A 20,388-nucleotide genomic window follows, 5' to 3' on the forward strand; every position below is an offset into this window, starting at 1 on the left:
CCCGCCGGGCATGGCCCGGCGCTACCGGGGAAGGTAGCGCCGGGCCGTGCCCGGCGGAATCATTCTGCGGTAGCGCCGGGCCGAGCCCGGCGGAAACATTCTTCGGCAGCGCCGGGCCGTGCCCGGCGCAATCATCAGGCCAGGGCCTGCTCGTGGACGCCGGCGATGGCGCGGCCGGACGGGTCGGCGGCGGCAGCGAAGCTGGCATCCCAGGCGATGGCGGCCGGCGATGAACAGGCGATCGACTTGCCGCCTGGCACGGTTTCCGCCGCGGCACGGCTCGGGAAGAACTGCTCGAACAGGTGGCGGTAGTAGTACGCCTCCTTGGTCTGCGGCGGGTTGTGCGGGAAGCGCTTGTCGGCCGCTGCCAGCACGCGGTCACTCACCTGCGCCTCGGCGTGTGCCTTCAGGCCATCGATCCAGCCGTAGCCGACGCCATCGCTGAACTGCTCCTTCTGCCGCCACAGGATGCTGTCGGGCAGGTAGCCATCGAAGGCCTCGCGCAGCACCGCCTTTTCGATGCGGCGGCCACCGAAACCGGCGCCGACCATCTTGTGCGCGGCATCGAAACGCATCGCCACGTCGAGGAACTCGCGGTCGAGGAACGGCACGCGCGGCTCCACGCCCCAGGCCATCATCGACTTGTTGGCGCGCAGGCAGTCGTAGTTGTGCAGGGCATCGAGCTTGCGCACCAGTTCCTGGTGGAATTCGCGCGCATCCGGCGCCTTGTGGAAGTACAGGTAGCCACCGAAGATCTCGTCGCTGCCCTCACCGGACAGCACCATCTTCACCCCCATCGCCTTGATGCGGCGGGCCAGCAGGAACATCGGTGTCGATGCACGAATGGTGGTGACGTCGTAGGTTTCGATGTGGCGGATCACTTCGGGCAGCACGTCCAGGCCTTCCTCGAAGCTGTACTCGAAGCCGTGGTGGACGGTGCCCAGTGCTTCGGCGGCGATGGCGGCAGCGGCCAGGTCGGGCGAACCCTTCAGGCCGATCGCGAAGGAATGCAGGCGCGGCCACCAGGCCTCGCTCTGCCCGCCATCCTCGATGCGGCGGCGGGCGTAGCGGGCGGCCACTGCGGCCACCAGCGAGGAATCGAGGCCACCGGACAGCAGCACGCCGTAGGGCACGTCGCTCATCAACTGGCGCTCGACGGCCTGTTCAAACGCCTGGCGCAGTTCGGCGAGGTCGGCCTGACGGCCTTCCACGTCGGCATAGTCGCGCCACGGCTGCTGGTAGTAGCGCACCAGTTCACCGCTGGCGCTGTCGTAGTAATGGCCCGGCGGGAACTGTGCGACGTCGGCGCAGGAATCGACCAGTGCCTTCATTTCCGAGGCCACGCGCAGGCGCCCCTGCGCATCGTGGCCCCAGTACAGCGGCACCACGCCGACCGGGTCGCGCGCCACCAGCACGCGGCCGGCATCACGGTCCCACAGGGCGAAGGCGAAGATGCCGTTGAGCTGTTCCAGCCACTGCGCCGGCGAGCCACCCTGGCGGTACAGCGCGTTGATCACTTCGCAGTCCGAACCGGTCTGGAAGTCGTACGCGGTGGCCAGCGTGGCCTTCAGGGCCTGGTGGTTGTAGATCTCGCCGTTGACCGCCAGGGCCAGCTGGCCGTCGGCCGACAGCAGCGGCTGCGAGCCGCCGGCCGGGTCGACGATGGCCAGGCGCTCGTGGACCAGCAGCGCGCCTTCGTCCAGGTACACGCCGCTCCAGTCCGGGCCGCGGTGGCGCTGCCGCTGCGACAGTTCCAGCGCGTGTCGGCGCAGGGCGGGAAGATCGTCACCGGCCTGCAGGCCGAAGATTCCGAAGATCGAACACATGGGTGGCGCTCCTGTTGTGGGGGATTACACGGCGGGAAGGTGTTCGACCGGCCAACCAGGCCCGGGAGGGCTGCGCCCGGGCACAAAAAAACCCGCATCGGCCGATGCGGGTTTTCTGGTGTCCGGGCGTATGTTGCTGTCTATCTACCCAGGGCGCAGTCCCGCATCGGCCGCGCACGATTGCGCGCACGGTTATTCCCGCGCAGATTATTGCGGTTGGTAGTGTTGACGGCGGTGGCCAGGTGGATCGACATGGCACCGACCGTAACGCGGTTTCCGGGGCCGTGCAACAGTTGCGTTGGCAACCACAGGAGCCGTGCCGACCAACGGTCGGCACCCACCTGGGCGGGATTGCGGGGTTACGCCAGCAGGCGCTGCACCAGCCGCTGGTACAGCCCCGGCAGGGCCTCCAGCTCGTCCACGCGCACGTTCTCGTCCACCTGGTGGATGCTGGCGTTGACCGGCCCCACTTCGATGCACTGCGCACCCAGCGGTGCGATGAAGCGCGCATCGGACGTGCCGCCCCCGGTGCTCTCTTCCGGCGCACGGCCGATGTGCTCGGCCAGCACCGCACGCGCGGCCGCACGCAGCGGGCCTTCCGGGGTGTAGAACGGCTCGCCGCTGCGGTGCCACTTCAGCGCGTACTGCAGGCCATGCCGGTCCAGCAACGCGGTGATCTCCGCTTCCAGCTTCGGTGCGTCCCAGTGCGGGTTGTAGCGGATGTTGAAATCCACCTCCAGTTCGCCGGGGATCACGTTGTTGGCGCCGGTGCCGGCGTGGATGTTGGAGATCTGCAGGCTGGTCGGCGGGAAGCTTTCATAGCCCTCGTCCCAGCGCCGTGCACTCAGTTCGGCCAGCGCAGGCGCCGCCTGGTGGATGGGATTGCGTGCCTTCTCCGGGTAGGCCACGTGGCCCTGCACGCCCTGCACGCGCAGCTTGGCCGACAGGCTGCCACGACGGCCGACACGCAACAGGTCGCCCAGCGTCGCCGTCGACGAGGGCTCGCCGGTGATGCACCAGTCGATGCGCTGGCCGCGCTCGGCAAACAGGCGGGCGACGTGGCGCACGCCGTCGATGGCGTCGCCTTCCTCGTCGCTGGTGAGCAGCACAGCCAGCGTGCCGGCATGGTCCGGGTGGGCGGCAACAAACTGCTCGGCAGCGATGACGAAGGCTGCCACGCTGCCCTTCATGTCCGCGGCGCCGCGGCCGTACAGCACGCCGTCGCGGATTTCCGGGGTGAACGGATCACTCTGCCACGCCTCGCGCGGGCCCGGCGGCACCACGTCGGTGTGGCCGAGCAGCACCAGCACCGGCGCACCGCTGCCGTGGGTGGCCCACAGGTTGTCGACCTCGCCCAGGCGCAGGTGCTCGCACTGGAAGCCTGCCTGCTGCAGGCGTGCGGACAGCAGCGCCTGGCAGCCCGCGTCATCCGGCGTCACCGACGGCCGCGCGATCAGCTCGCAGGCCAGGTCGAGGACGGCGCTCACGCGCCACCCACGCCGAAGCGGGCCTTGAAGCCGTTGTCACTGAAGCCCTGGCTGACCGTGCCATCGGCGGTCACCACCACAGGGCGCTTGATCAGCTGCGGGTACTCGCGCAGCAGCAGCTTCCACTCGGCATCCGAGTCGGCAGCCTTGCGGTTGTCCGGCAGCTGCCGCCACGTGGTGGAGGACTTGTTGACCATCGCGCCCAGGCCGCCCAGCTGCGCGGCCCACTCCAGCAGGGTCTCCGGGCTGGGTTTGTGGTCGCGGTAGTCGACGAAGATGTACGGCACGCCGAAGCGGTCCAGCCACTTGGTCGCCTTCTTGCAGGTATCGCAGTTCTTCAAACCGTAGACAGTGGTGCTCATGGCCATCTGTGATGCAGGAAAACAGGCAGCCAGAATCTCACAAGAGGCGCTCGGACACGACCCGGAACGGCACCGTTGGCAGGCGGAATGCCAGGCCTTCAGCCAGGTCCACGCCCATCGCCTGCAGCCGCGGGCAGTGCTGCTCGCCCTGCAGCTGCAGCGGTTGCAGCCGGGCGATATCCACCGGCAGATCGATGCGGGTACTGGCCCAGCGCTGGTCGCAGGTGCGGGCGATGACTTCGTCCTGGCAGGCCAGGAAGCGCAGCAGGGCAGCGTGGCCACCGCAGGCCGCCGCCCACGCCGGATGATTCCAGCCGTCGGCCGCGCACCACTGCAGGTGCAGGGCCGGGGCACTGCCCTGCCCGCCTTCGATCAGGGTGTGCCCACCGCCATCGGCATGCACCACATGCTCAAAGCGCGTGGACAGATGCGGCTGCATGGCATCGCTGAACGCGCGCGCGCCGGCCACGAAGGCCAGCTGATCCATCACGTTGCGGTCGAACAGCACCACCGGCGTGCCCTGCGGGTCGTCGTCGCGGCGCAGGTACCAGCGCCAGTTGCTCTGCCGGGGCGAAGGCATCAACGCACGCAGCGGGCCGGCCGCACGCGGGCCGAAGTGGCCGTGGCGATAGCTGAGGATGGTGTACGGGGTACGCCCTTCGTGCACGACGTAATGGTGGCCCGGGGGTGGCAGCGGCGCGTGCCGCACGTCCACCCACCAGCTGGCGTAGACCACGTCGCGCACATCGCTGGCCAGCGCGGGCATGGGCCAGCGCCGCGACAGCGCGCGGCGCAGCCGGGTCCACTGCGGGGCATGCAACAGGCGCGGCAGCATCCGCCCGAACGCAGTGTCGGACGGATGCCGGTAGATCGCGGACTGCGCCAGGTCTTCCAGCGCAGTCACCTTCAGTCGGCCAGGCCGCGCAGCAGGTCGTTGACGCTGGTCTTGCTGCGGGTCTTCGCATCGACCTGCTTGACGATCACCGCGCAGTACAGCGAATGGGTGCCGTCCTTGCTCGGCAGCGAGCCGGACACCACCACGCTGTACGGCGGGATGTAGCCGTAGGTGATCTCGCCGGTGGCGCGGTTGTAGATGCGGGTGCTCTGGCTGAGGAACACGCCCATGCCGATCACGCTGTGGTGGCCGACGACCACGCCTTCCACCACTTCCGAACGCGCACCGATGAAGCAGTGGTCTTCGATGATGGTCGGGCTGGCCTGCAGCGGCTCGAGCACGCCACCGATGCCGGCGCCGCCGGACAGGTGGCAGTGCTGGCCGATCTGCGCGCAGGAACCGACGGTGGCCCAGGTGTCGACCATGGTGCCTTCGCCCACGTAAGCACCGATGTTGGTGAAGCTCGGCATCAGCACAACGTCCTTGCCGAAGTACGTACCGCGGCGGGCGATCGCACCCGGCACCACGCGCACGCCACCGCGGCGGAACTTCGCTTCGTCATAGCCGGCAAAGCGCGATTCGACCTTGTCCCAGAACGGCGCCGGGCGCGCGTCGACCACGGCCATGTCGTTGACGCGGAAATACAGCAGCACCGCTTTCTTCAGCCACTCGTTGACCTTCCAGCCGCCGTGGCCATCCGGCTCGGCGACACGGAATTCACCGGTTTCCAGGCCATCGATCACGCGGTTGACCAGCGGCCGGGTGGAACCTTCCAGCTCATGCAGGGTCAGCGTGGCGCGGCGCTCGAAGGCGCTCTCGATGCCGAATTTCAGTTCTTCCACGCCCGGCACCGGCGGCTTGCGCAGCGACTTGCGGGCGATGGTTTCGGCGCGGGCGGCTTCGGCGCTCTTGGCCGGGGCCTTCTTCGCGGCCGGCTTCTTCGCAGCGGCAGCCTTCTTCACCGGCGCCTTGGCCGGGGCGGCCTTCTTCGGTGCAGCAGTCTTTTTCGCCGCTGCGCTCTTGGCGGTCGCAGCAGTCTGACCAGCCTTCGGCTGTTGTGGAACTTTCTTCACAGGCTTGGTGGCCATCAGGTGGGGTCTCCGGCGTTTCGATCAGGGTCCAGGCAGGCCAGCATCGCGTCATGCAGCTGCTGCCGGGCGGGTTCGGTCAGGGGGAGGTCGTGTTCGTCACTGATCACGAAGGTGTCTTCGGCGCGTTCGCCGAACGTGGCAATGCGCGCGTCATGCACGCGCAGGCCCTGGTTGCGCAGCACGAACGCCACGTCGGCCAGCAGGCCGGGGCGGTCGGGCGCGACCAGGGCAAAACGGGTCGCGCCGGGCTCATCGCGGAACTCGATGCGCGGGGCGAAACGGAAGTGGCGCAGCTGCCGTGGCACCACCCGCCGCGACGGGCGCAGGCGGGTCAGGTCGCCACTCAGCGCTTCGCGCAACGCAGCTTCCAGGTTGGCACTGCTGCCATCGGCGAAGGTATCGGCCGGGCTCACTTCGAAGGTATCGAAAATGGTGTCGGACGGACCGTCCAGCACGCGTGCGCGATGGATGCCGTAGCCCTTGCGGTCCAGGGTCATCACGATCGCCGCGAACAGGCCATCACGGTCCGGCGAGTGCACGAACACTTCCAGTGCCGGGTCGTCCACGCTGATCCGGCGCACCTTCACAAGGGTGTGGCCCTGCTTGATCGGCACCAGCGCCGAGGCCTGCCAGGCCAGCTGCTCCGGGCGCAGGCGCATGAACCCTTCGTCGGGCATCACCGCGAACTGGCGGTCGATGGTGGCATCGTCGTAGCCCTGCTCGCGCACCAGCGCGCGCACGCTGTCGCGCGCCTCGGCCACGCGCTCGGCGGGCGGCACCGGGTGCTCCAGGCCCTCGCGCAGCGCGCGCCGGGTGGCGAAGTACAGGTCGGCCAGCAGCCGGTCCTTCCACGCGTTCCACAGCTTGGGGCTGGTGCCGGCGATGTCGGCGCAGGTCAGCAGGTACAGGTAGTCGAGGCGATCACGGCTGCCGACCAGGGTGGCGAAGCGATGGATCACCACCGGATCGGCGATGTCCTGCTTCTGCGCGGTCACCGACATGCGCAGGTGCTGCTCCACCAGCCAGGCCACCAGCTCGGTATCGGTGCCGCTCAGTGCGTGGGCGTGGCAGAACGCGCGTGCGTCCACCGCCCCCAGTTCGGAATGGTCGCCGCCGCGGCCCTTGGCGATGTCATGGAACAGGCCCGCCAGCAGCAGAAGTTCGGGCTTGCGCAGGCGCGGCCAGACTTCGTGGGCGATCGAGAAACGTTCATCGGCACGGCTGCTGGCGAACAGCCCGATGTTGCGCAGGACCATCAGCGTGTGCTGGTCGACCGTGTAGACATGGAACAGATCGAACTGCATGCGCCCGCTGACCTGTGCAAAGGCGGGAATCCACTGCCCGAGCACGCCCAGCCGCGCCATGCGCGAAAGCGTGTCGACCGGGCGCTGGCCACGCAGCAGGGCCATGAACTGCTCGCGTGCATTGGCGTCGGCGCGGTCGTAGGCCGGCAGCAGCGGCAGCGCCTCGGCCAGCGCGCGTGCGGTGAGCGAATGCAGGCCGCGCACCTGCGGGTTGTTGGCCCAGCCAGCGAACAGGGCGAAAACCTGGCCGACATCACCGCACGGCCACTCCGCATCGTTGGCGGCCAGGTAGCCACGGCGCAGCGAAAAGCCCACGGTGAGGGGTTCAGGCTGCGCCTCGCCGTCGAACTGTTCCTCGAAACGCTGCAGCAGGCGGTCGCTGATCCGGCGCACCACCAGGGCGGCGCGGTAGAACCCCTGCATCATCTTCTCGACGCCCAGGTTCTCGGCGTCGTCTTCGAAGCCCAGGCGCGCGGCCAGGGTCTTCTGGTAATCAAAGCGCAGGCGTTCTTCCGGGCGCCGCGCCACCAGGTGCAGGCCGAAACGCAGGCGTGCCAGCACCGCGCGCTCGCGCTTCAGCGCGGCCGCTTCATCGGCGCCCAGGTGGCCCAGCCCGACCAGTGCTTCCAGGTCACGCACGCCGAAGGCGCGCAGTGCCATCCAGCCCAGGGTGTTGAGATCGCGCAGGCCACCGGGGCCGTCCTTCAGGTCCGGCTCCAGGTTGTCGGCGGTATCGCCGAAGCGCTGGTGGCGGTTGCGCAGCTCTTCCAACTTGGCCAGGAAGAACGTGCGCGCCGGCCACAGCTCGCGGTCATCGATGGCCCCGCGCAGCGCGCGCCGCGCGGCCTCGTCGGCCACGATCGGGCGCGCTTCGATCAGTGCGGTCAGCACGGTCTGGTCGGCGGCCGCCTCGCGGCACTGCGCCGTCGAACGCACGGCATGGCTGACCGCCAGGCCGCAGTCCCACAGCAGCGCGAACAGGCGCGAAAGCCCGGCTTCATGGGCCAGCTGCGCCGGCGCATCGCCGAACACCAGCAGGTCGATGTCCGAGCGCGGGAACAGTTCGCCACGCCCGTAGCCACCCACCGCGAACACCGACAGGCCACTGCCGGCCGGCACGCAGCGCTGCCAGGCCAACCGGATCAGGTGGTCGGCCGCGCGTGCGCGCAGCGCGATCAAGCGCTCGATGTTGTCGCCCTGGTCGAAGCGGCGGTACAGGCGCGCATCGGCCTGCTGCAGCGCCTGCCGTGCGGCAGACGCCCATTCGGGATCGTCGAGCGAATCGGCCGGCGCGTCCAGCAGTGAACCCGCCGGCAGCATCGTCAGGAGACCTGCGATTCGCCCGGCGACAGGGTCAGCACGTCCACGCCGGTCTCGGTGACCGCGATCATGTGCTCCCACTGCGCCGACAGCTTGCGGTCCTTGGTCACCACGGTCCAGCCATCCGGCAGCACCTTGTTGTAGCGGGTGCCCTCGTTGATCATCGGCTCGATGGTGAAGGTCATGCCCGGCTGCAGCACCAGGCCCTGGCCCGGGCGGCCGTAATGCACCACCTGCGGCTCATCGTGGTAGACCTTGCCGATGCCGTGGCCGCAGTACTCGCGCACCACGCTGAAACGCTCGCCTTCGGCATAGCTCTGGATGGCATGGCCGATGTCGCCCAGGGTGGCGCCCGGACGCACCGCGCGGATGCCGCGCCACATGGCTTCGTAGGTGGCTTCCACCAGGCGGCGGGCCATCACCGACGGCGTGCCGACGAAGTACATGCGGCTGGTGTCGCCGTGCCAGCCGTCCTTGATGACGGTGACGTCGATGTTGATGATGTCGCCATCCTTGAGCACCTTCCCTTCGCTGGGGATGCCGTGGCAGATGACATTGTTGACCGAGGTGCACACGCTCTTGGGGAAGCCGCGGTAGCCGACGTTGGCCGGCGTGGCGCCCTGCACGTTCACGATGTGGTCGTGGCAGATGCGGTCCAGCTCCTCGGTGGTGACACCGGGCTTGACGTGGGGGGTGACGATGTCGAGCACTTCGCTGGCCAGGCGGCCGGCGATGCGCATCGCCTCGATTTCCTGCGGGGTTTTCAGATTCACGCTCATGGCACCCATTATCGCCGATCCGGCCACAATCTGAACGAACGCCACCCAACTGGGCGCATCGACGATGCACGGATCCGGCAAGGAGCCCGGAAACGTGACCCGACCCACGCTTTGTCCGACGCAATTATCACTGAATACAGACACTTACCCGCCCTAGGCTGAACAGGACCGTCGTCAACGCGGTGCAGAACGTGCCGCTCCGACCTGTCCAACAGACCCTCGGGTCAGGGAGGCTGTACATGCGATCTGCACTGCGTTCCCCCATCACCTGGGCCGCGGCCCTGCTCCTGGCCGGCCCCGCATCGGCGGCCGACACCACGACATTCAATGTCCTGCTGACCATCAACAAGGCCTGCACCATCACTGCTGCCGCCGCGACCAACGTCAACTTCGGCAACGCAGACGCCAGCTCGACCACGCCGCTCAACGCCCAGGGCACGCTGACCGCCCAGTGCAGCGTGACCACCCCCTACACGATCGCGCTCAATGCCGGCCTCAACGCAGGGACCGCAGCCGACGTGACCACACGGCGCATGCGCAATACCGATACCGGCGTGACCGCCAACAACTTCGTCGGCTACCAGCTGTACCAGGATGCTGGCCACAGCGTGGTCTGGGGCTCCACCACCGGCACCAACACCCAGGCAGGCACCGGCACGGGCGCCAACCAGGTCTACCAGGTCTACGGCCAGGTGGCCAACCCGAGCGTCAACAACGCCGCGCCGGGCGCCTACCAGGACACCATCACCGCCACGATCACCTATTGAGGTGGCGCTGATGGTGCTGCGTACCGACCGCTGGCTGCGAACGCTGGCGTGGGTTGCTTTGGCCCTGCCCGCGAGCCCTTGCCTGGCCGCCAGCCTGCAGGTATCCCCGACCCAGTTCGAGCTGCGGCCGGAGCAGAAGGCCGAGGCCCTGTGGATCAGCAACAGCGGCACCGAAACGGTGCAGGTGCAGGTGCGCGTCTTCCAGTGGCAGCAGGCCGATGGCCGTGACCAGTTGACGCCGACGCAGGCGCTGCTGCCCAGCCCGCCGATGCAGGCCCTGGCCGCCGGCCAGCGCCAGCTGATCCGGCTCGTGCGGGCCGAAGAAGGCGCGCCCGCCACGCAGCAGGCATACCGCGTGATCGTCGATGAAATACCGGCGTACGACCCCACGCGGCAAGGCATGCAGTTCGTCCTGCGCTATTCGATACCCGTCGTGGTGCAGCCGGCCGGCAAGCCGCCCGAACCGCGGCTGTCCGCGCGGCTGGTGGAAGCCGGCGCCGCGCAGGCGCAGCTGGAGGTCAGCAACAGCGGCCAGGGGCAGGCCCAGATTGCCGATCTCGGCCTGGTCGTGCGCGGCCACAGGACACCGGTGATGGATGGGCTGGTGGGATACGTACTGCCCGGCCAGACCATGCGCTGGCCGCTGCAGCAGCCCCCTGCGCAACTGCAGGGCGGCACCTTCAGCGCGAGGATCAACGGTGGCTCGGAGCCGATTCCATTGCCCGCCACGCCGCCGGCTCGCTGAGGCCTGCGTGCTGGCCTGCTGCAGCGGCATGGCGTCGCTTTCCGGGCAGGCCCTGGCGCGCGAGGTGGGCGCCGAGGCGATGGACGTCGCTGCCGACGCGTTGCTGCCGCCCCCGACGCCACTGACCGCCAGCCAGGCGCTGTACCTGGAAACCACCTTGAACCAGGCCCCGCGCGGGCTGCTGCGTTTCGATGAGCTGGGCGGACGGCTGCTGGCCCCCGCCGCGACCCTGCGCCAGCTCGGCTTCCCCGTGCAGGGCGACAGTCCGGTCTACCTGGACCAGCTCGCCGGCGTGGTCGTGCACTACGATGCCGGCCTGCAGATCCTGGACCTGCAGGTTCCACTGCAGCTGCTGCAGCTGCCCACCGCCCAGCTGGGGCGCAGCGCGCAGGGCACCCCGGCCGCGCAGTCCTCTCCCGGCATGGCGTTGAACTACGACCTGTATGCCAGCCACAGCGACGGGCTGGGCAACCTGAGCCTCAATACCGACCTGCGCCTGTTCGGCGTCGGCCGCGGCAGCCTGCGCAGCACCGGCCTGATGCGCACCTACCAGCTGCCCGGCGAAGGCTGGCAGCACCAGTCGGTGCGGCTGGACACAAGCTGGCGCCTGGATCTTCCCGACCAGGCACTCAGCCTGACCGTGGGCGATTTCTACAGCGGATTCCTGGAATGGTCGCGTCCTGCGCGCATGGCCGGCATCCAGATCGGGCGCAATTACGGGCTGCAGCCGTACCGGGTGCTCACCCCCACCCCGTCGTTCCTGGGCGAAGCCGTCGTTCCATCCAACGTCGAGCTGTATGTCGATGGCCTGCGCCAGTACGGCGGTCAGGTTCCCGTGGGGCCGTTCCAGCTGGCCACGCAGCCGGGCATCAGCGGCACCGGCACCGCGCAGGTGGTGGTCACCGATGCCTTCGGCCGCATGCAGACCCTGGATTTTTCGTTCTACGGCACGCAGCAGCTGCTGGCCGCCGGCCTGTCCGACTGGTCCGCCGGCATCGGCCGGCTGCGGCGTGATTTCGGCATCCACTCGTTCCGCTACGACAGTGACACGGTCGCCAGCGCCACCCTGCGCCGCGGCATCAGCAACCAGTTCACCCTCGAAGCACATGCCGAAGGCGGTGGCGGTGTCCTCAATGCGGGCGTGGGTGGCGCATGGCTGCTGGGCCGGGCCGGCGTGCTCAGTGCGAACTGGAGCGAGAGCCGGGATGACCAGCGCCGGGGCCGGCAGTACGGGATGGGCTACAACTGGAACAACCGCCGGTTCAACGTGAACCTGGCCAGCCGCCGCACATCCGGCGACTACCGCGACCTGGGCAGCCTGCAGGACAGCCTGCCGCCGCGCATCAGCGAGCAGGCCAGCTTCGGCGTGGACCTGCAGCGGCTGGGCACGGTGAGCCTGAGCTACCTGCGGCTTGACCAGGCCGTGCCGGTGCTGGATGCACCGCAACCGGCGCCCGGCCCCGGCCTGCCCTATACCCGCACCCGCTACCTGAGCCTGTTCTGGTCGCGCAGCTTCGGCCGCTGGAATGCCTACCTGTCGGCCACCCAGGACATCGACCAGCGGCAGAACCGCAGCATCTACCTGTCGCTGGGCACCCGCCTGGGCGAGGACAGGCAGGCCACCCTGGCGGTGCAGCGCAATGGCGACGTCGATCGCGCCAGTGCCGAAGTGATGCGGCCGGTACCCGGCGATGGCAGCCGCAGCGGCCCGGGCTGGCGCCTGCAGGCCCGCGACGACGGCGGCCTGGCGGAAATCGGCGCGCTGGGCAGCCACGGCCGCTACTCGGCCGGGCTTTCCCGCGATGCCGGCCAGACCTTCGCCTACGGCAACGCCAGCGGCAGCCTGGTGTGGATGGCGGGCAGCGTGTTTGCCGCCCGCGAAGTACCCGATGCGTTCGCGGTGGTGTCCACCGGTCGCCCCGGCATTCCGGTGATGCTGGAAAACCGCCCGGTTGGCGTGACCAACCGGAACGGGCTGCTGCTGGTCACGCCACTGCTGTCCTGGCAGCGCAACCGGCTGGGCATCGATACCCTCGACCTTCCTGCCGACATGCGCGCCGAGCGTGTCGAGACCTTCGCCACGCCGCGCCAGGGCGCTGGCATGCGGGTGGATTTCAAGCTGGTGCACAGCCGCGGCGCATTGCTGACCCTGCTCGACGAAGCAGGCCAGCCGCTGCCGCTGGGCGCGCGGATCAGCGGTGCGGGCGTGACCCCGACGGTGGTCGGCCACGATGGCCAGGCCTGGGTCGAGTTCAGCGGCGAGCCGCCACGGCTGCTGATCGAAAGCGAGCGCGGGCGCTGCCATGTGCAGATGCCGGCCAGCACCTCGCGCCGCTCGCCGCCGCTGCGCTGCCTGCCGGAGCCTGCACCGTGAACCGGGTGCTGCTGCTGTTGCTGTTGTGCGGGCTGGCCATGCTGGCACTGCCCGCGCGTGCGGCCACCACCTGCACGCTGTCCAGCCCGACGCTGGCCTTCGGCACCGTCTCCAATGGGCTGGTCGACACCAGCACGACGTTCAGCGTGACCTGCACCACCGGCGCGGTCGCATTGCTGGCCAACGCGCGGGTGACGTTCTGCCTGGGGCTGCCCGCCGGCACCGGTGGAACCGGCATCGCCCCCTGGCGCACCCTGGCCAACAGCTTTGGTGACCGGTTGAACTACCAGATCTACAGCGACCCCTCGCGAACCATCGCGATCGGCAGCGGCGCGGCGACCAGCCCGACATGGGTGAGCTGGCAGATGCAGTATCCGGTGCCACTGCTGGGCGGCTCGGGCACCGCATCATTCACGCTGTACGGGCGCTACCCGGCCAACCAGGTGCTGTCAGCAGGCGCGTTCACCAGCGCCCTGGCCGCGACCTTCCAGTACGCGTACAACGAGCCGCTGCTGGGCACGCCCAACTACCCCGCGACCTGTCTGCTGCAGCCTCCGGCGGCCACCGGCAATTCAAACCTGCAGGCGGCGGCGATGACCCTCACTGCCACGGCGACGGTGAACCCGGCGTGCGGCGCCTATGTCACCGCGCCGATGGATTTCGGCGTGAACACCGGCACGGTTGCCGCCAACATCGACCGCACGGCCGTCTTCAGACTGACCTGCGTCAACCGCAGCCCGTTCCAGATCGGGCTGGACAACGGCACCCACGCCGATGGCGCCGGCAACAGGGGAATGCGGGTCGGCAGCAGCGGCGCCCTGCTGCCCTACGAGCTGTACCGCGACCCGGCGCGTACCCAGCGCTGGGGCAATGTGCTGAACACCTCCACGGCCAGCGGCACCGGCACCGGCGCCGCGCAGAACCTGACCATCTATGGCCGGGTGCCTCCCGCGCCAGGCACCGCGACGCCGCCAGGCAGCTACTCGGACACCATCACGGTCACCATCACCTACTGAGGCGGCGCGACAGGCTTCAGACCGGGGCAGTGCCGCCGATATCGACTGCATTGCCCTGGTGCCGCCCATGTCCTCCCTGCGCCTGATCTGCCTGACCTGTGCCGCCCTGCCCGTTTTTGCCGCGGCAGCCAGCGACATCCCCCTGCCCGACGCTGCGGCGGCTGACCCCGCTCCCGCGCAGGTCGGTGTCGGGGTGACCCTGCAGATCCGCGCACCCGGCACGGCGCAGGCACCACTGCAGCGCAGCGACTCGGCCGGGGGCCATGCGGAGCAGATCCGGGCCCTCAGCCCACCCGCACAGGAAGGCGATGCGACGCCCGGCCTCGTGACGATTACCTACTGATGGGGAAGGTCGTGCTGCGGGCGCTGCTGTGCGGGCTGCTGGCCGCCCCTGCCCAGGCCCTGGAACTGTCGCGCAGCGGCGTTGAGATCCCGGCCGGAACCAGCCACGACGCGCTGTGGCTGACCAACGACGAGGCCACCGAATGGACCGGCCACGCCACCGTCTACCGCTGGAACCAGCCTGGCCAGGGGGACACCCTGGACCCGGCAGACGATCTTGCGGTCAGCCCCGCGCGGCTGCACATCCTGCCCGGCCAGCGGCAACGGCTGCGGATCGTGCGGCTGGGACCGGCACCTGAACGGGAGGAACGTGCGTACCGGCTGCTGATCGCGCCCCAGGCAGGAACCGCCCCCAGCCGCGCCGAGCGCCACTCCCTTCCGGTTTTCCTGCAGCCGATGGCGTCGGCCCGCCCACTGCCTCTGGAGGCCGCCCTGCTGGCAGGGCCCGGGCAGCCGCCGCGGCTGTGGCTTTACAATAGCGGCACGCTGCACGCGCGCCTGGCCGACCTGACGTTCATCGACGCACAGGGGCACAGCGCGCCCGTGCTGCCGGGGCTGGCCGGCTACGTGCTGGCCGGCAGCGGGCGCAGCTGGCCGCTGCCGCCCCGCGACGGGGGCTATGCCGGCGGCGGGTTCCGCGCCCGACTGGCCGATGGCAGCGAAGCCGTGCTCACGCCCGCGCCTGCCATTGCACCACCGGCACTCTCCGGACTATAATCCGCCGGATGTTCTGCCGCCCCGTGCGCGGAACGCCGTCCACGCCGTACGTCATCGGCGAATCCACACCTGCTGCCCCCATCCGTGCCGGGGTGCTCCGCAAGGAGTTCGGCCACGGAGGCAACAGGGAAGCCCAACCCCGGAACCATCAGCGCTTCCACGCGTCCCGCATACCTATCCCGCGGGCGGAATCGCCGGTTCCCCATCAGGAGTTTTGCAATGCCCCAGGTCACCATGCGTCAGATGCTGGAAGCCGGCGTCCACTTCGGCCACCAGACCCGCTACTGGAACCCCAAGATGGCTCCGTACATCTTCGGCGCCCGCGGCAAGATCCACATCATCAACCTGGAAAAGACCGTCCCGCTGTTCAACGACGCGATGAACTTCATCTCGTCGGTTGCCCAGAAGCGCGGCACCGTCCTGTTCCTGGGCACCAAGCGCAGCGCCCGCGAAACCATCCGTGAAGAAGCCGAGCGTTGCGGCATGCCGTTCATGAACCAGCGTTGGCTGGGCGGCACCCTGACCAACTTCCGTACCGTCAAGCAGTCGGTTGCCCGCCTGAAGGAACTGGAAGCCGGTGAAACCGACGGCACCTTCGAGAAGCTGGTCAAGCACGAAGTGCTGGGCCTGCGTCGCGAGCGCGACAAGCTGGAAGCCTCGCTGGGCGGCATCAAGGACATGAACCGCCTGCCGGACGCCATCTTCGTGATCGACATCGGCCACGAAGACATCGCGATCAAGGAAGCCAAGAAGCTGGGCATCCCGGTCATCGCCGTGGTCGACACCAACTACAACCCGGAACTGGTCGACTACGCGATCCCGGGCAACGACGACGCCATCCGCGCTGTGCAGCTGTACGCCCGCGCCGCTGCCGACGCCGTGCTGGAAGGCAAGGCTGCTGCTCCGCACGCTGCTTCGGTGCGTGAAGAAGACTTCGCCGACGCCGCCGCTGCTGAAGAAGGCAAGCCGGCCCGCCGCGCACCGGCCAAGAAGGCCGCTGCTGACAAGGGCGAAGCCCAGGCCTGATCCAGGCCCCCGGTGGGCGCCCAGCGCCCACCTGTCCTGACCGCTGCCACTGGCGCGGCGACCGGACACTGTCACACGGGCCGGCCAACATGCCGGCCCTACCCCTTTCTTTCGTGAGGTAATCCCGTGGAAATCACTGCTTCCCTGGTCAAGGAACTGCGCGAGCGCACTGGCGCCGGCATGATGGAATGCAAGAAGGCGCTGACCGAAGCCGGCGGCGACATCAACGCCGCTGCTGAAGCCCTGCGCAAGTCGGGCGCCGCCAAGGCCGACAAGAAGGCTGACCGCGTGGCCGCCGAAGGCCGTCTGGGCCTGGCCCAGGACGGCGGCAAGGCCGTGCTGGTCGAGATCAACTCGGAAACCGACTTCGTTGCCAACGACGTCAACTTCAAGAACTTCGTCGATTCCGTCGCCGCTGCCGCCCTGGCATCGGGTGCCGTTGACGCCGAAGCCCTGAAGACCGCCAAGCTGGCCTCCGGCGAGACCGTCGAAGAAGCCCGCGCCACCGCGATCCAGAAGCTGGGTGAAAACATCCAGATCCGTCGCCTGGTCAAGGTCGACACCACCGGCAACGTCGGTGCCTACGTCCACACCAACGGCAAGGTCGGCGTGCTGGTTGACCTGATCGGCGGCGACGTCGAGCTGGCCCGCGGCCTGGCCATGCACGTGGCTGCGCTGAAGCCGCCGCACAACAAGGCTGCCGATGTGCCGGCCGAGTTCGTGGAAAAGGAAAAGGAAATCGAACTGGCCAAGATGTCCGAGAAGGACAAGTCCAAGCCGGCCGACATCCTGGAAAAGATCATCAGCGGCAAGATCAACAAGATCGTCAGCGAAGTGACCCTGTACGGCCAGACCTACGTGCTGGGCGACACCACCGTCGAGCAGGTGGTCAAGGCCGCCGGCGCCGACGTGGCTGGCTTCCAGCTGCTGGTCGTTGGCGAAGGCATCGAGAAGGTGGTTGAAGACTACGCCGCCGAAGTTGCCAAGGCGATGCAGGTCTGATTCCAGCCCACCGGCTGCGAAACGACCAGAAGGAGCCGCGGGAAACCGCGGCTCTTTTTTTGTGCCTGCAGGCATGCACCGTTGGCCTGTGGGTGCGCACCGTTGGTGCGCACACCTTCTCCCCCTGTGGGTGCGCACCGTTGGTGCGCACATCCCAAACAAGGATCTTTGCGTTATCGCCCATTCAAGCCGATACTCGGCATAGGGGAATACGCAATCACGTAACAGGAACAGAAGTCGCAGACTGTGATGCATTCCTAGGTATTCTTGTCCTAATGGAATTGAACGATCCGACATGCCTCCTGAGCTGACTGCTGCCCTGGCGCTGTGCCGCAACCTGCCCTCGCCCCCCGGTATTGCCCTGCGCATCATCGAACTGGCCCAGGACCCGGAAGCGGACATCGCCACCGCCGCCGACATCATCGCCATCGACATGGCGCTGAGCGCTCGCATGCTGCGCATCGCCAATTCGCCGCTGTACGCCAGCCGGCGCCGCATCGAGAACCTCGGCCAGGCCCTGACCATGCTCGGGCTCAACGCCACGATCAGCCTCGCCCTGGGCTTCACTGTGACCCAGGGCCTGACCGGCGGCAGCGGTGCCGACCACGACCTGCGCCAGCGCGCCTGGAAGCGCAGCATCCTCAGCGCCCTGGCCGCCAGCCAGCTGGGCCAGGCCCGCGGCCTGCGCCGGCTGGAAGAACTGATGCTGGCCGGCCTGCTGCAGGACATGGGCGTGCTGTGCCTGGCCCAGGCCGAATCGGAGCGTTACCTGCCGCTGCTGCGCGAAGCCGGTGACAACCTGGACCTGATCGCCCGCGAGCGCGAGGAACTGGGCTGCACCCACGCCGACGTCGGCGCCTGGGTGGCCGAACAGTGGGGCCTGCCGCGCTACCTGGTGGACAGCATCCGCCTGAGCGAGTCCGAGCCTGCCACCGACAATGCGTTCCAGGCCTGCGTGCAGCTGTCCGGCGCGGTCGCCGACATCTGGCTGGACGCGGATGCCGACGCCGCCCGCGAACGCGCCCTGCACGAGGTCCACGAGCGCCTGCAGCTGGACAGCGCCCGCTTCGACCAGGTGCTCGCCCGCATCAGCGACGCGCTGCCGGACATCGCCAGCCTGTTCGAGACCGGCCTGAGCTCGCCGTCGCGCGTGCGCGAGCTGATCGACCACGCACAGGAGCTGACCACGCTGCGCAACCTGCGCGAGATGCAGGATGCCGAACAGGCGCGCCGCCGTGCCGACGAGTTCGAGGCACGGGCCAAGCGCCTGGCCGACCAGGCCCACCGCGACGCCCTGACCGGCGTGCTCAACCGCCGCCAGCTGGAAACCGTGCTCGACCAGGAGTTCCAGCGCGCCGGCCGGCATGGCTGGCCGTTGTCGGTGGCCTTCATCGACCTGGACGATTTCAAGAAGATCAACGACGCCCACGGCCACCTGACCGGTGACGAAGTGCTGCGCGTGTTCGCCAACAAGCTGCAGGGCCAGCTGCGCAACAGCGACACCGTCGCCCGCTTCGGCGGCGAGGAGTTCGTCGCGCTGCTGCCCAACACCAGCGAAGCGGTCGCCCTGGACGTGATCCGCCGGGTGCTGGCCAACATCGTCTCCACCCCGATGGTCGAACTGGAGAGCGGGCCGCTGTTCGTGACGTTCTCCGCCGGCGTGGCCACCCAGGGCGGTTACGAGCGCTTTGCCGGCGTGCAGGACCTGCTGCGCGCCGCCGATGACGTGCTGTACCGCTCCAAGAACCTGGGCCGTAACCGTGTCATCGCACGCTCTCCCGGCGAACTGGGGCATGATGAGCTGTCTGCCACGGCGGGCGCCGAACTGGGCTGAACCCGCCGCCCCGGCTGAACGGGGCGGTGAAGCTTTCTGCGCCGCAGTGCACAAAATGCTTTGGCCGCGCGCCGCATGCGCGTAGAATCCCCCGCGATTTCCACGCTCACGAGGTCCATATGTCCAAGCTCGCCTATCGCCGCATCCTTCTAAAACTGTCCGGGGAGGCGCTGATGGGAGATGAGGACTACGGCATCGACCCGAAGATCATCAACCGCCTGGCCCGTGAAGTGATCGAGGCCCAGCAGGCGGGCGCCGAAGTGGCGCTGGTGATCGGCGGCGGCAACATCTTCCGCGGCGCCGGCCTGGCCGCAGGCGGCATGGATCGCGTCACCGGCGACCAGATGGGCATGCTGGCCACGGTCATCAACGCCCTGGCCATGCAGGACGCGCTGGAGAAGCTGGGCGCCAAGGCCCGCGTGATGAGCGCCATCAAGATCAACGACGTGTGCGAGGACTACATCCGCCGCCGCGCCATCCGCCACCTGGAAAAGGGCCGCCTGGTGATCTTCGCCGCCGGCGTCGGCAGCCCGTTCTTCACCACCGACTCGGGCGCGGCCCTGCGTGCGATCGAGATCGGCGCGGACCTGCTGCTGAAGGCCACCAAGGTCGATGGCGTGTACGACAAGGACCCGAACAAGCACAGCGATGCGGTCCGCTTCGACAGCCTGAGCTACGACGAAGTGATCCGCCGCGGCCTGGAAGTGATGGATACGGCCGCCTTCGCGCTGGCCCGCGACAGCGACCTGCCGATGCGCGTGTTCGACATGGGCCAGCCGGGCGAGCTGCTGAAGATCCTCGGCGGCGCCAACATCGGCACCCTGGTCCAGGGCCGCGACCCGGCCTGAGCCTGAGCGCCAGGCGTGCTCCGGGCCGATTCAGGCCCGGCAGCGTCCCGTATTCGCCTATAATCGCCCGATTCCAGTTACATCCAGGACCCGGGCGATGCTCAACGACATCAAGAACAACGCGCAGACGCGCATGGCCAAGAGCATCGACGCTCTGAAGCACACCCTCACCTCGATCCGCACCGGGCGTGCCACTCCCGCCCTGCTGGACCGCGTTACGGTCAATGCCTACGGCAACGCCAGCACCCCGCTGAACCAGGTCGCGTCGATCTCCAACGCCGATGCCCACTCGCTGCTGGTCACGCCCTTCGACAAGAGCATGATCAAGGAAATCGAGAAGGGCCTGTACAACCACGAGTTCACCCCGAACACGCTGGGCGCCGCCATCCGCATCAACATGCCGCCGCCGACCGAAGAGCGCCGCAAGGAGCTGGCCAAGCAGGTGCAGAAGGAAGGCGAAGGCGCCAAGATCGCCGTGCGCAACATCCGCCAGGATGCCAACAAGGAAATCGCCAAGCTGGTCAAGGACAAGGCCATCAGCGAAGACGAGAAGAAGCGCGGCGAAGACGACATCCAGAAGCTGACTGACACCAGCATCAAGGACGTCGACAAAGTCGTCGCCGACAAGGAAAAGGAACTGTTGTCGGTCTGAA

At 68.4% G+C, this 20,388-nt stretch carries 18 protein-coding genes; 11 read left to right on the forward strand and 7 right to left on the reverse strand.

The genetic code is table 11. The annotated features are described in order from the left end of the window. Nucleotides 1-134: 134 nt before the first annotated feature. From asnB to map, 7 genes are all read right to left on the reverse strand, one after another. Entirely contained in the window at nt 135-1,826 is a 1,692-nt protein-coding gene (asnB, locus tag AC3WL7_RS01465; RefSeq protein ID WP_492749082.1) for an asparagine synthase B, read from the reverse strand. Nucleotides 1,827-2,185: 359 nt separating this feature from the next. Continuing rightward, complete coding sequence (gene dapE, locus AC3WL7_RS01470) at nt 2,186-3,313, reverse strand: succinyl-diaminopimelate desuccinylase (protein WP_492749083.1); 1,128 nt, start codon at nt 3,311-3,313, stop codon at nt 2,186-2,188. Then, nucleotides 3,310-3,681, reverse strand: coding sequence for an arsenate reductase (locus tag AC3WL7_RS01475; RefSeq protein WP_313420485.1), 372 nt, complete (start codon nt 3,679-3,681; stop codon nt 3,310-3,312). Before AC3WL7_RS01475 ends, dapE begins: the two co-directional genes overlap by 4 nt. A gap of 31 nt (nt 3,682-3,712) precedes the next feature. Beyond that, on the reverse strand, nt 3,713-4,579 hold the full coding sequence (locus AC3WL7_RS01480; protein WP_492749084.1) for a hypothetical protein: 867 nt from the start codon (nt 4,577-4,579) through the stop codon (nt 3,713-3,715). A 2-nt stretch (nt 4,580-4,581) separates the two neighbouring features. Continuing rightward, nucleotides 4,582-5,658, reverse strand: a complete 1,077-nt coding sequence (gene dapD / locus AC3WL7_RS01485) for a 2,3,4,5-tetrahydropyridine-2,6-dicarboxylate N-succinyltransferase (RefSeq protein WP_492749085.1) — start codon at nt 5,656-5,658, stop codon at nt 4,582-4,584. After that, a complete protein-coding gene (locus AC3WL7_RS01490; protein ID WP_492749086.1) occupies nt 5,658-8,285 on the reverse strand; it encodes a [protein-PII] uridylyltransferase in 2,628 nt (875 codons plus the stop codon). The genes dapD and AC3WL7_RS01490 overlap by 1 nt, the downstream gene beginning before the upstream one ends. 2 nt (nt 8,286-8,287) lie before the next feature. After that, a complete protein-coding gene (map, locus tag AC3WL7_RS01495; protein ID WP_108747792.1) occupies nt 8,288-9,064 on the reverse strand; it encodes a type I methionyl aminopeptidase in 777 nt (258 codons plus the stop codon). Between the two features lie 239 nt (nt 9,065-9,303). On the opposite strand from map, the gene AC3WL7_RS01500 reads away from it, so the two are divergent. The 11 genes from AC3WL7_RS01500 to frr all read left to right on the forward strand — a co-directional run bounded on the left by AC3WL7_RS01500 (nt 9,304) and on the right by frr (nt 20,387). After that, entirely contained in the window at nt 9,304-9,831 is a 528-nt protein-coding gene (locus AC3WL7_RS01500) for a Csu type fimbrial protein (RefSeq protein ID WP_108746297.1), read from the forward strand. 10 nt (nt 9,832-9,841) lie between these two features. Continuing rightward, a complete protein-coding gene (locus AC3WL7_RS01505) occupies nt 9,842-10,576 on the forward strand; it encodes a fimbrial biogenesis chaperone (protein WP_200732342.1) in 735 nt (244 codons plus the stop codon). A 28-nt stretch (nt 10,577-10,604) separates the two neighbouring features. After that, nucleotides 10,605-12,950: a fimbria/pilus outer membrane usher protein gene (locus tag AC3WL7_RS01510; RefSeq protein WP_312738645.1), complete on the forward strand. Its 2,346-nt coding sequence runs from the start codon at nt 10,605-10,607 to the stop codon at nt 12,948-12,950. After that, nucleotides 12,947-13,966 carry a Csu type fimbrial protein gene (locus AC3WL7_RS01515; RefSeq protein ID WP_492749087.1) on the forward strand — a complete coding sequence of 340 codons (1,020 nt, stop codon included), beginning with the start codon at nt 12,947-12,949 and terminating at the stop codon, nt 13,964-13,966. The genes AC3WL7_RS01510 and AC3WL7_RS01515 overlap by 4 nt, the downstream gene beginning before the upstream one ends. Nucleotides 13,967-14,033: 67 nt before the next feature. Further along, on the forward strand, nt 14,034-14,309 hold the full coding sequence (locus AC3WL7_RS01520; RefSeq protein WP_492749088.1) for a hypothetical protein: 276 nt from the start codon (nt 14,034-14,036) through the stop codon (nt 14,307-14,309). Continuing rightward, a complete protein-coding gene (locus AC3WL7_RS01525) occupies nt 14,309-15,025 on the forward strand; it encodes a fimbrial biogenesis chaperone (protein ID WP_492749089.1) in 717 nt (238 codons plus the stop codon). The genes AC3WL7_RS01520 and AC3WL7_RS01525 overlap by 1 nt, the downstream gene beginning before the upstream one ends. A 219-nt stretch (nt 15,026-15,244) precedes the next feature. Then, nucleotides 15,245-16,051 (forward strand): 30S ribosomal protein S2, encoded by an 807-nt coding sequence (gene rpsB, locus AC3WL7_RS01530; RefSeq protein ID WP_079221259.1) that lies wholly within the window; start codon nt 15,245-15,247, stop codon nt 16,049-16,051. Nucleotides 16,052-16,177: 126 nt separating this feature from the next. After that, nucleotides 16,178-17,053, forward strand: a complete 876-nt coding sequence (tsf, locus tag AC3WL7_RS01535) for a translation elongation factor Ts (protein ID WP_079221258.1) — start codon at nt 16,178-16,180, stop codon at nt 17,051-17,053. Nucleotides 17,054-17,348: 295 nt separating this feature from the next. Further along, nucleotides 17,349-18,887 (forward strand): sensor domain-containing diguanylate cyclase, encoded by a 1,539-nt coding sequence (locus AC3WL7_RS01540; RefSeq protein ID WP_079221257.1) that lies wholly within the window; start codon nt 17,349-17,351, stop codon nt 18,885-18,887. Nucleotides 18,888-19,006: 119 nt separating this feature from the next. Further along, complete coding sequence (gene pyrH, locus AC3WL7_RS01545) at nt 19,007-19,735, forward strand: UMP kinase (protein ID WP_079221256.1); 729 nt, start codon at nt 19,007-19,009, stop codon at nt 19,733-19,735. Between the two features lie 97 nt (nt 19,736-19,832). After that, a complete protein-coding gene (frr, locus tag AC3WL7_RS01550) occupies nt 19,833-20,387 on the forward strand; it encodes a ribosome recycling factor (RefSeq protein ID WP_079221255.1) in 555 nt (184 codons plus the stop codon). The last annotated feature ends 1 nt before the right edge of the window (nt 20,388 follow it).

The sequence above is a fragment of the Stenotrophomonas sp. FW305-3-2-15-E-LB1 genome (genome assembly GCF_058787375.1).

What these genes read in the sequence shown, in the direction of transcription:
- AC3WL7_RS01500 (WP_108746297.1), top strand. Translation starts at nt 9,304, where the DNA reads ATGCGATCTGCACTGCGTTCCCCCATCACCTGGGCCGCGGCCCTGCTC.
- asnB (WP_492749082.1), bottom strand. Translation starts at nt 1,826, where the DNA reads ATGTGTTCGATCTTCGGAATCTTCGGCCTGCAGGCCGGTGACGATCTT.
- AC3WL7_RS01475 (WP_313420485.1), bottom strand. Translation starts at nt 3,681, where the DNA reads ATGGCCATGAGCACCACTGTCTACGGTTTGAAGAACTGCGATACCTGC.
- AC3WL7_RS01520 (WP_492749088.1), top strand. Translation starts at nt 14,034, where the DNA reads ATGTCCTCCCTGCGCCTGATCTGCCTGACCTGTGCCGCCCTGCCCGTT.
- dapD (WP_492749085.1), bottom strand. Translation starts at nt 5,658, where the DNA reads ATGGCCACCAAGCCTGTGAAGAAAGTTCCACAACAGCCGAAGGCTGGT.
- map (WP_108747792.1), bottom strand. Translation starts at nt 9,064, where the DNA reads ATGAGCGTGAATCTGAAAACCCCGCAGGAAATCGAGGCGATGCGCATC.
- pyrH (WP_079221256.1), top strand. Translation starts at nt 19,007, where the DNA reads ATGTCCAAGCTCGCCTATCGCCGCATCCTTCTAAAACTGTCCGGGGAG.
- AC3WL7_RS01505 (WP_200732342.1), top strand. Translation starts at nt 9,842, where the DNA reads ATGGTGCTGCGTACCGACCGCTGGCTGCGAACGCTGGCGTGGGTTGCT.
- AC3WL7_RS01490 (WP_492749086.1), bottom strand. Translation starts at nt 8,285, where the DNA reads ATGCTGCCGGCGGGTTCACTGCTGGACGCGCCGGCCGATTCGCTCGAC.
- AC3WL7_RS01540 (WP_079221257.1), top strand. Translation starts at nt 17,349, where the DNA reads ATGCCTCCTGAGCTGACTGCTGCCCTGGCGCTGTGCCGCAACCTGCCC.
- AC3WL7_RS01525 (WP_492749089.1), top strand. Translation starts at nt 14,309, where the DNA reads ATGGGGAAGGTCGTGCTGCGGGCGCTGCTGTGCGGGCTGCTGGCCGCC.
- frr (WP_079221255.1), top strand. Translation starts at nt 19,833, where the DNA reads ATGCTCAACGACATCAAGAACAACGCGCAGACGCGCATGGCCAAGAGC.
- rpsB (WP_079221259.1), top strand. Translation starts at nt 15,245, where the DNA reads ATGCCCCAGGTCACCATGCGTCAGATGCTGGAAGCCGGCGTCCACTTC.
- AC3WL7_RS01510 (WP_312738645.1), top strand. Translation starts at nt 10,605, where the DNA reads ATGGCGTCGCTTTCCGGGCAGGCCCTGGCGCGCGAGGTGGGCGCCGAG.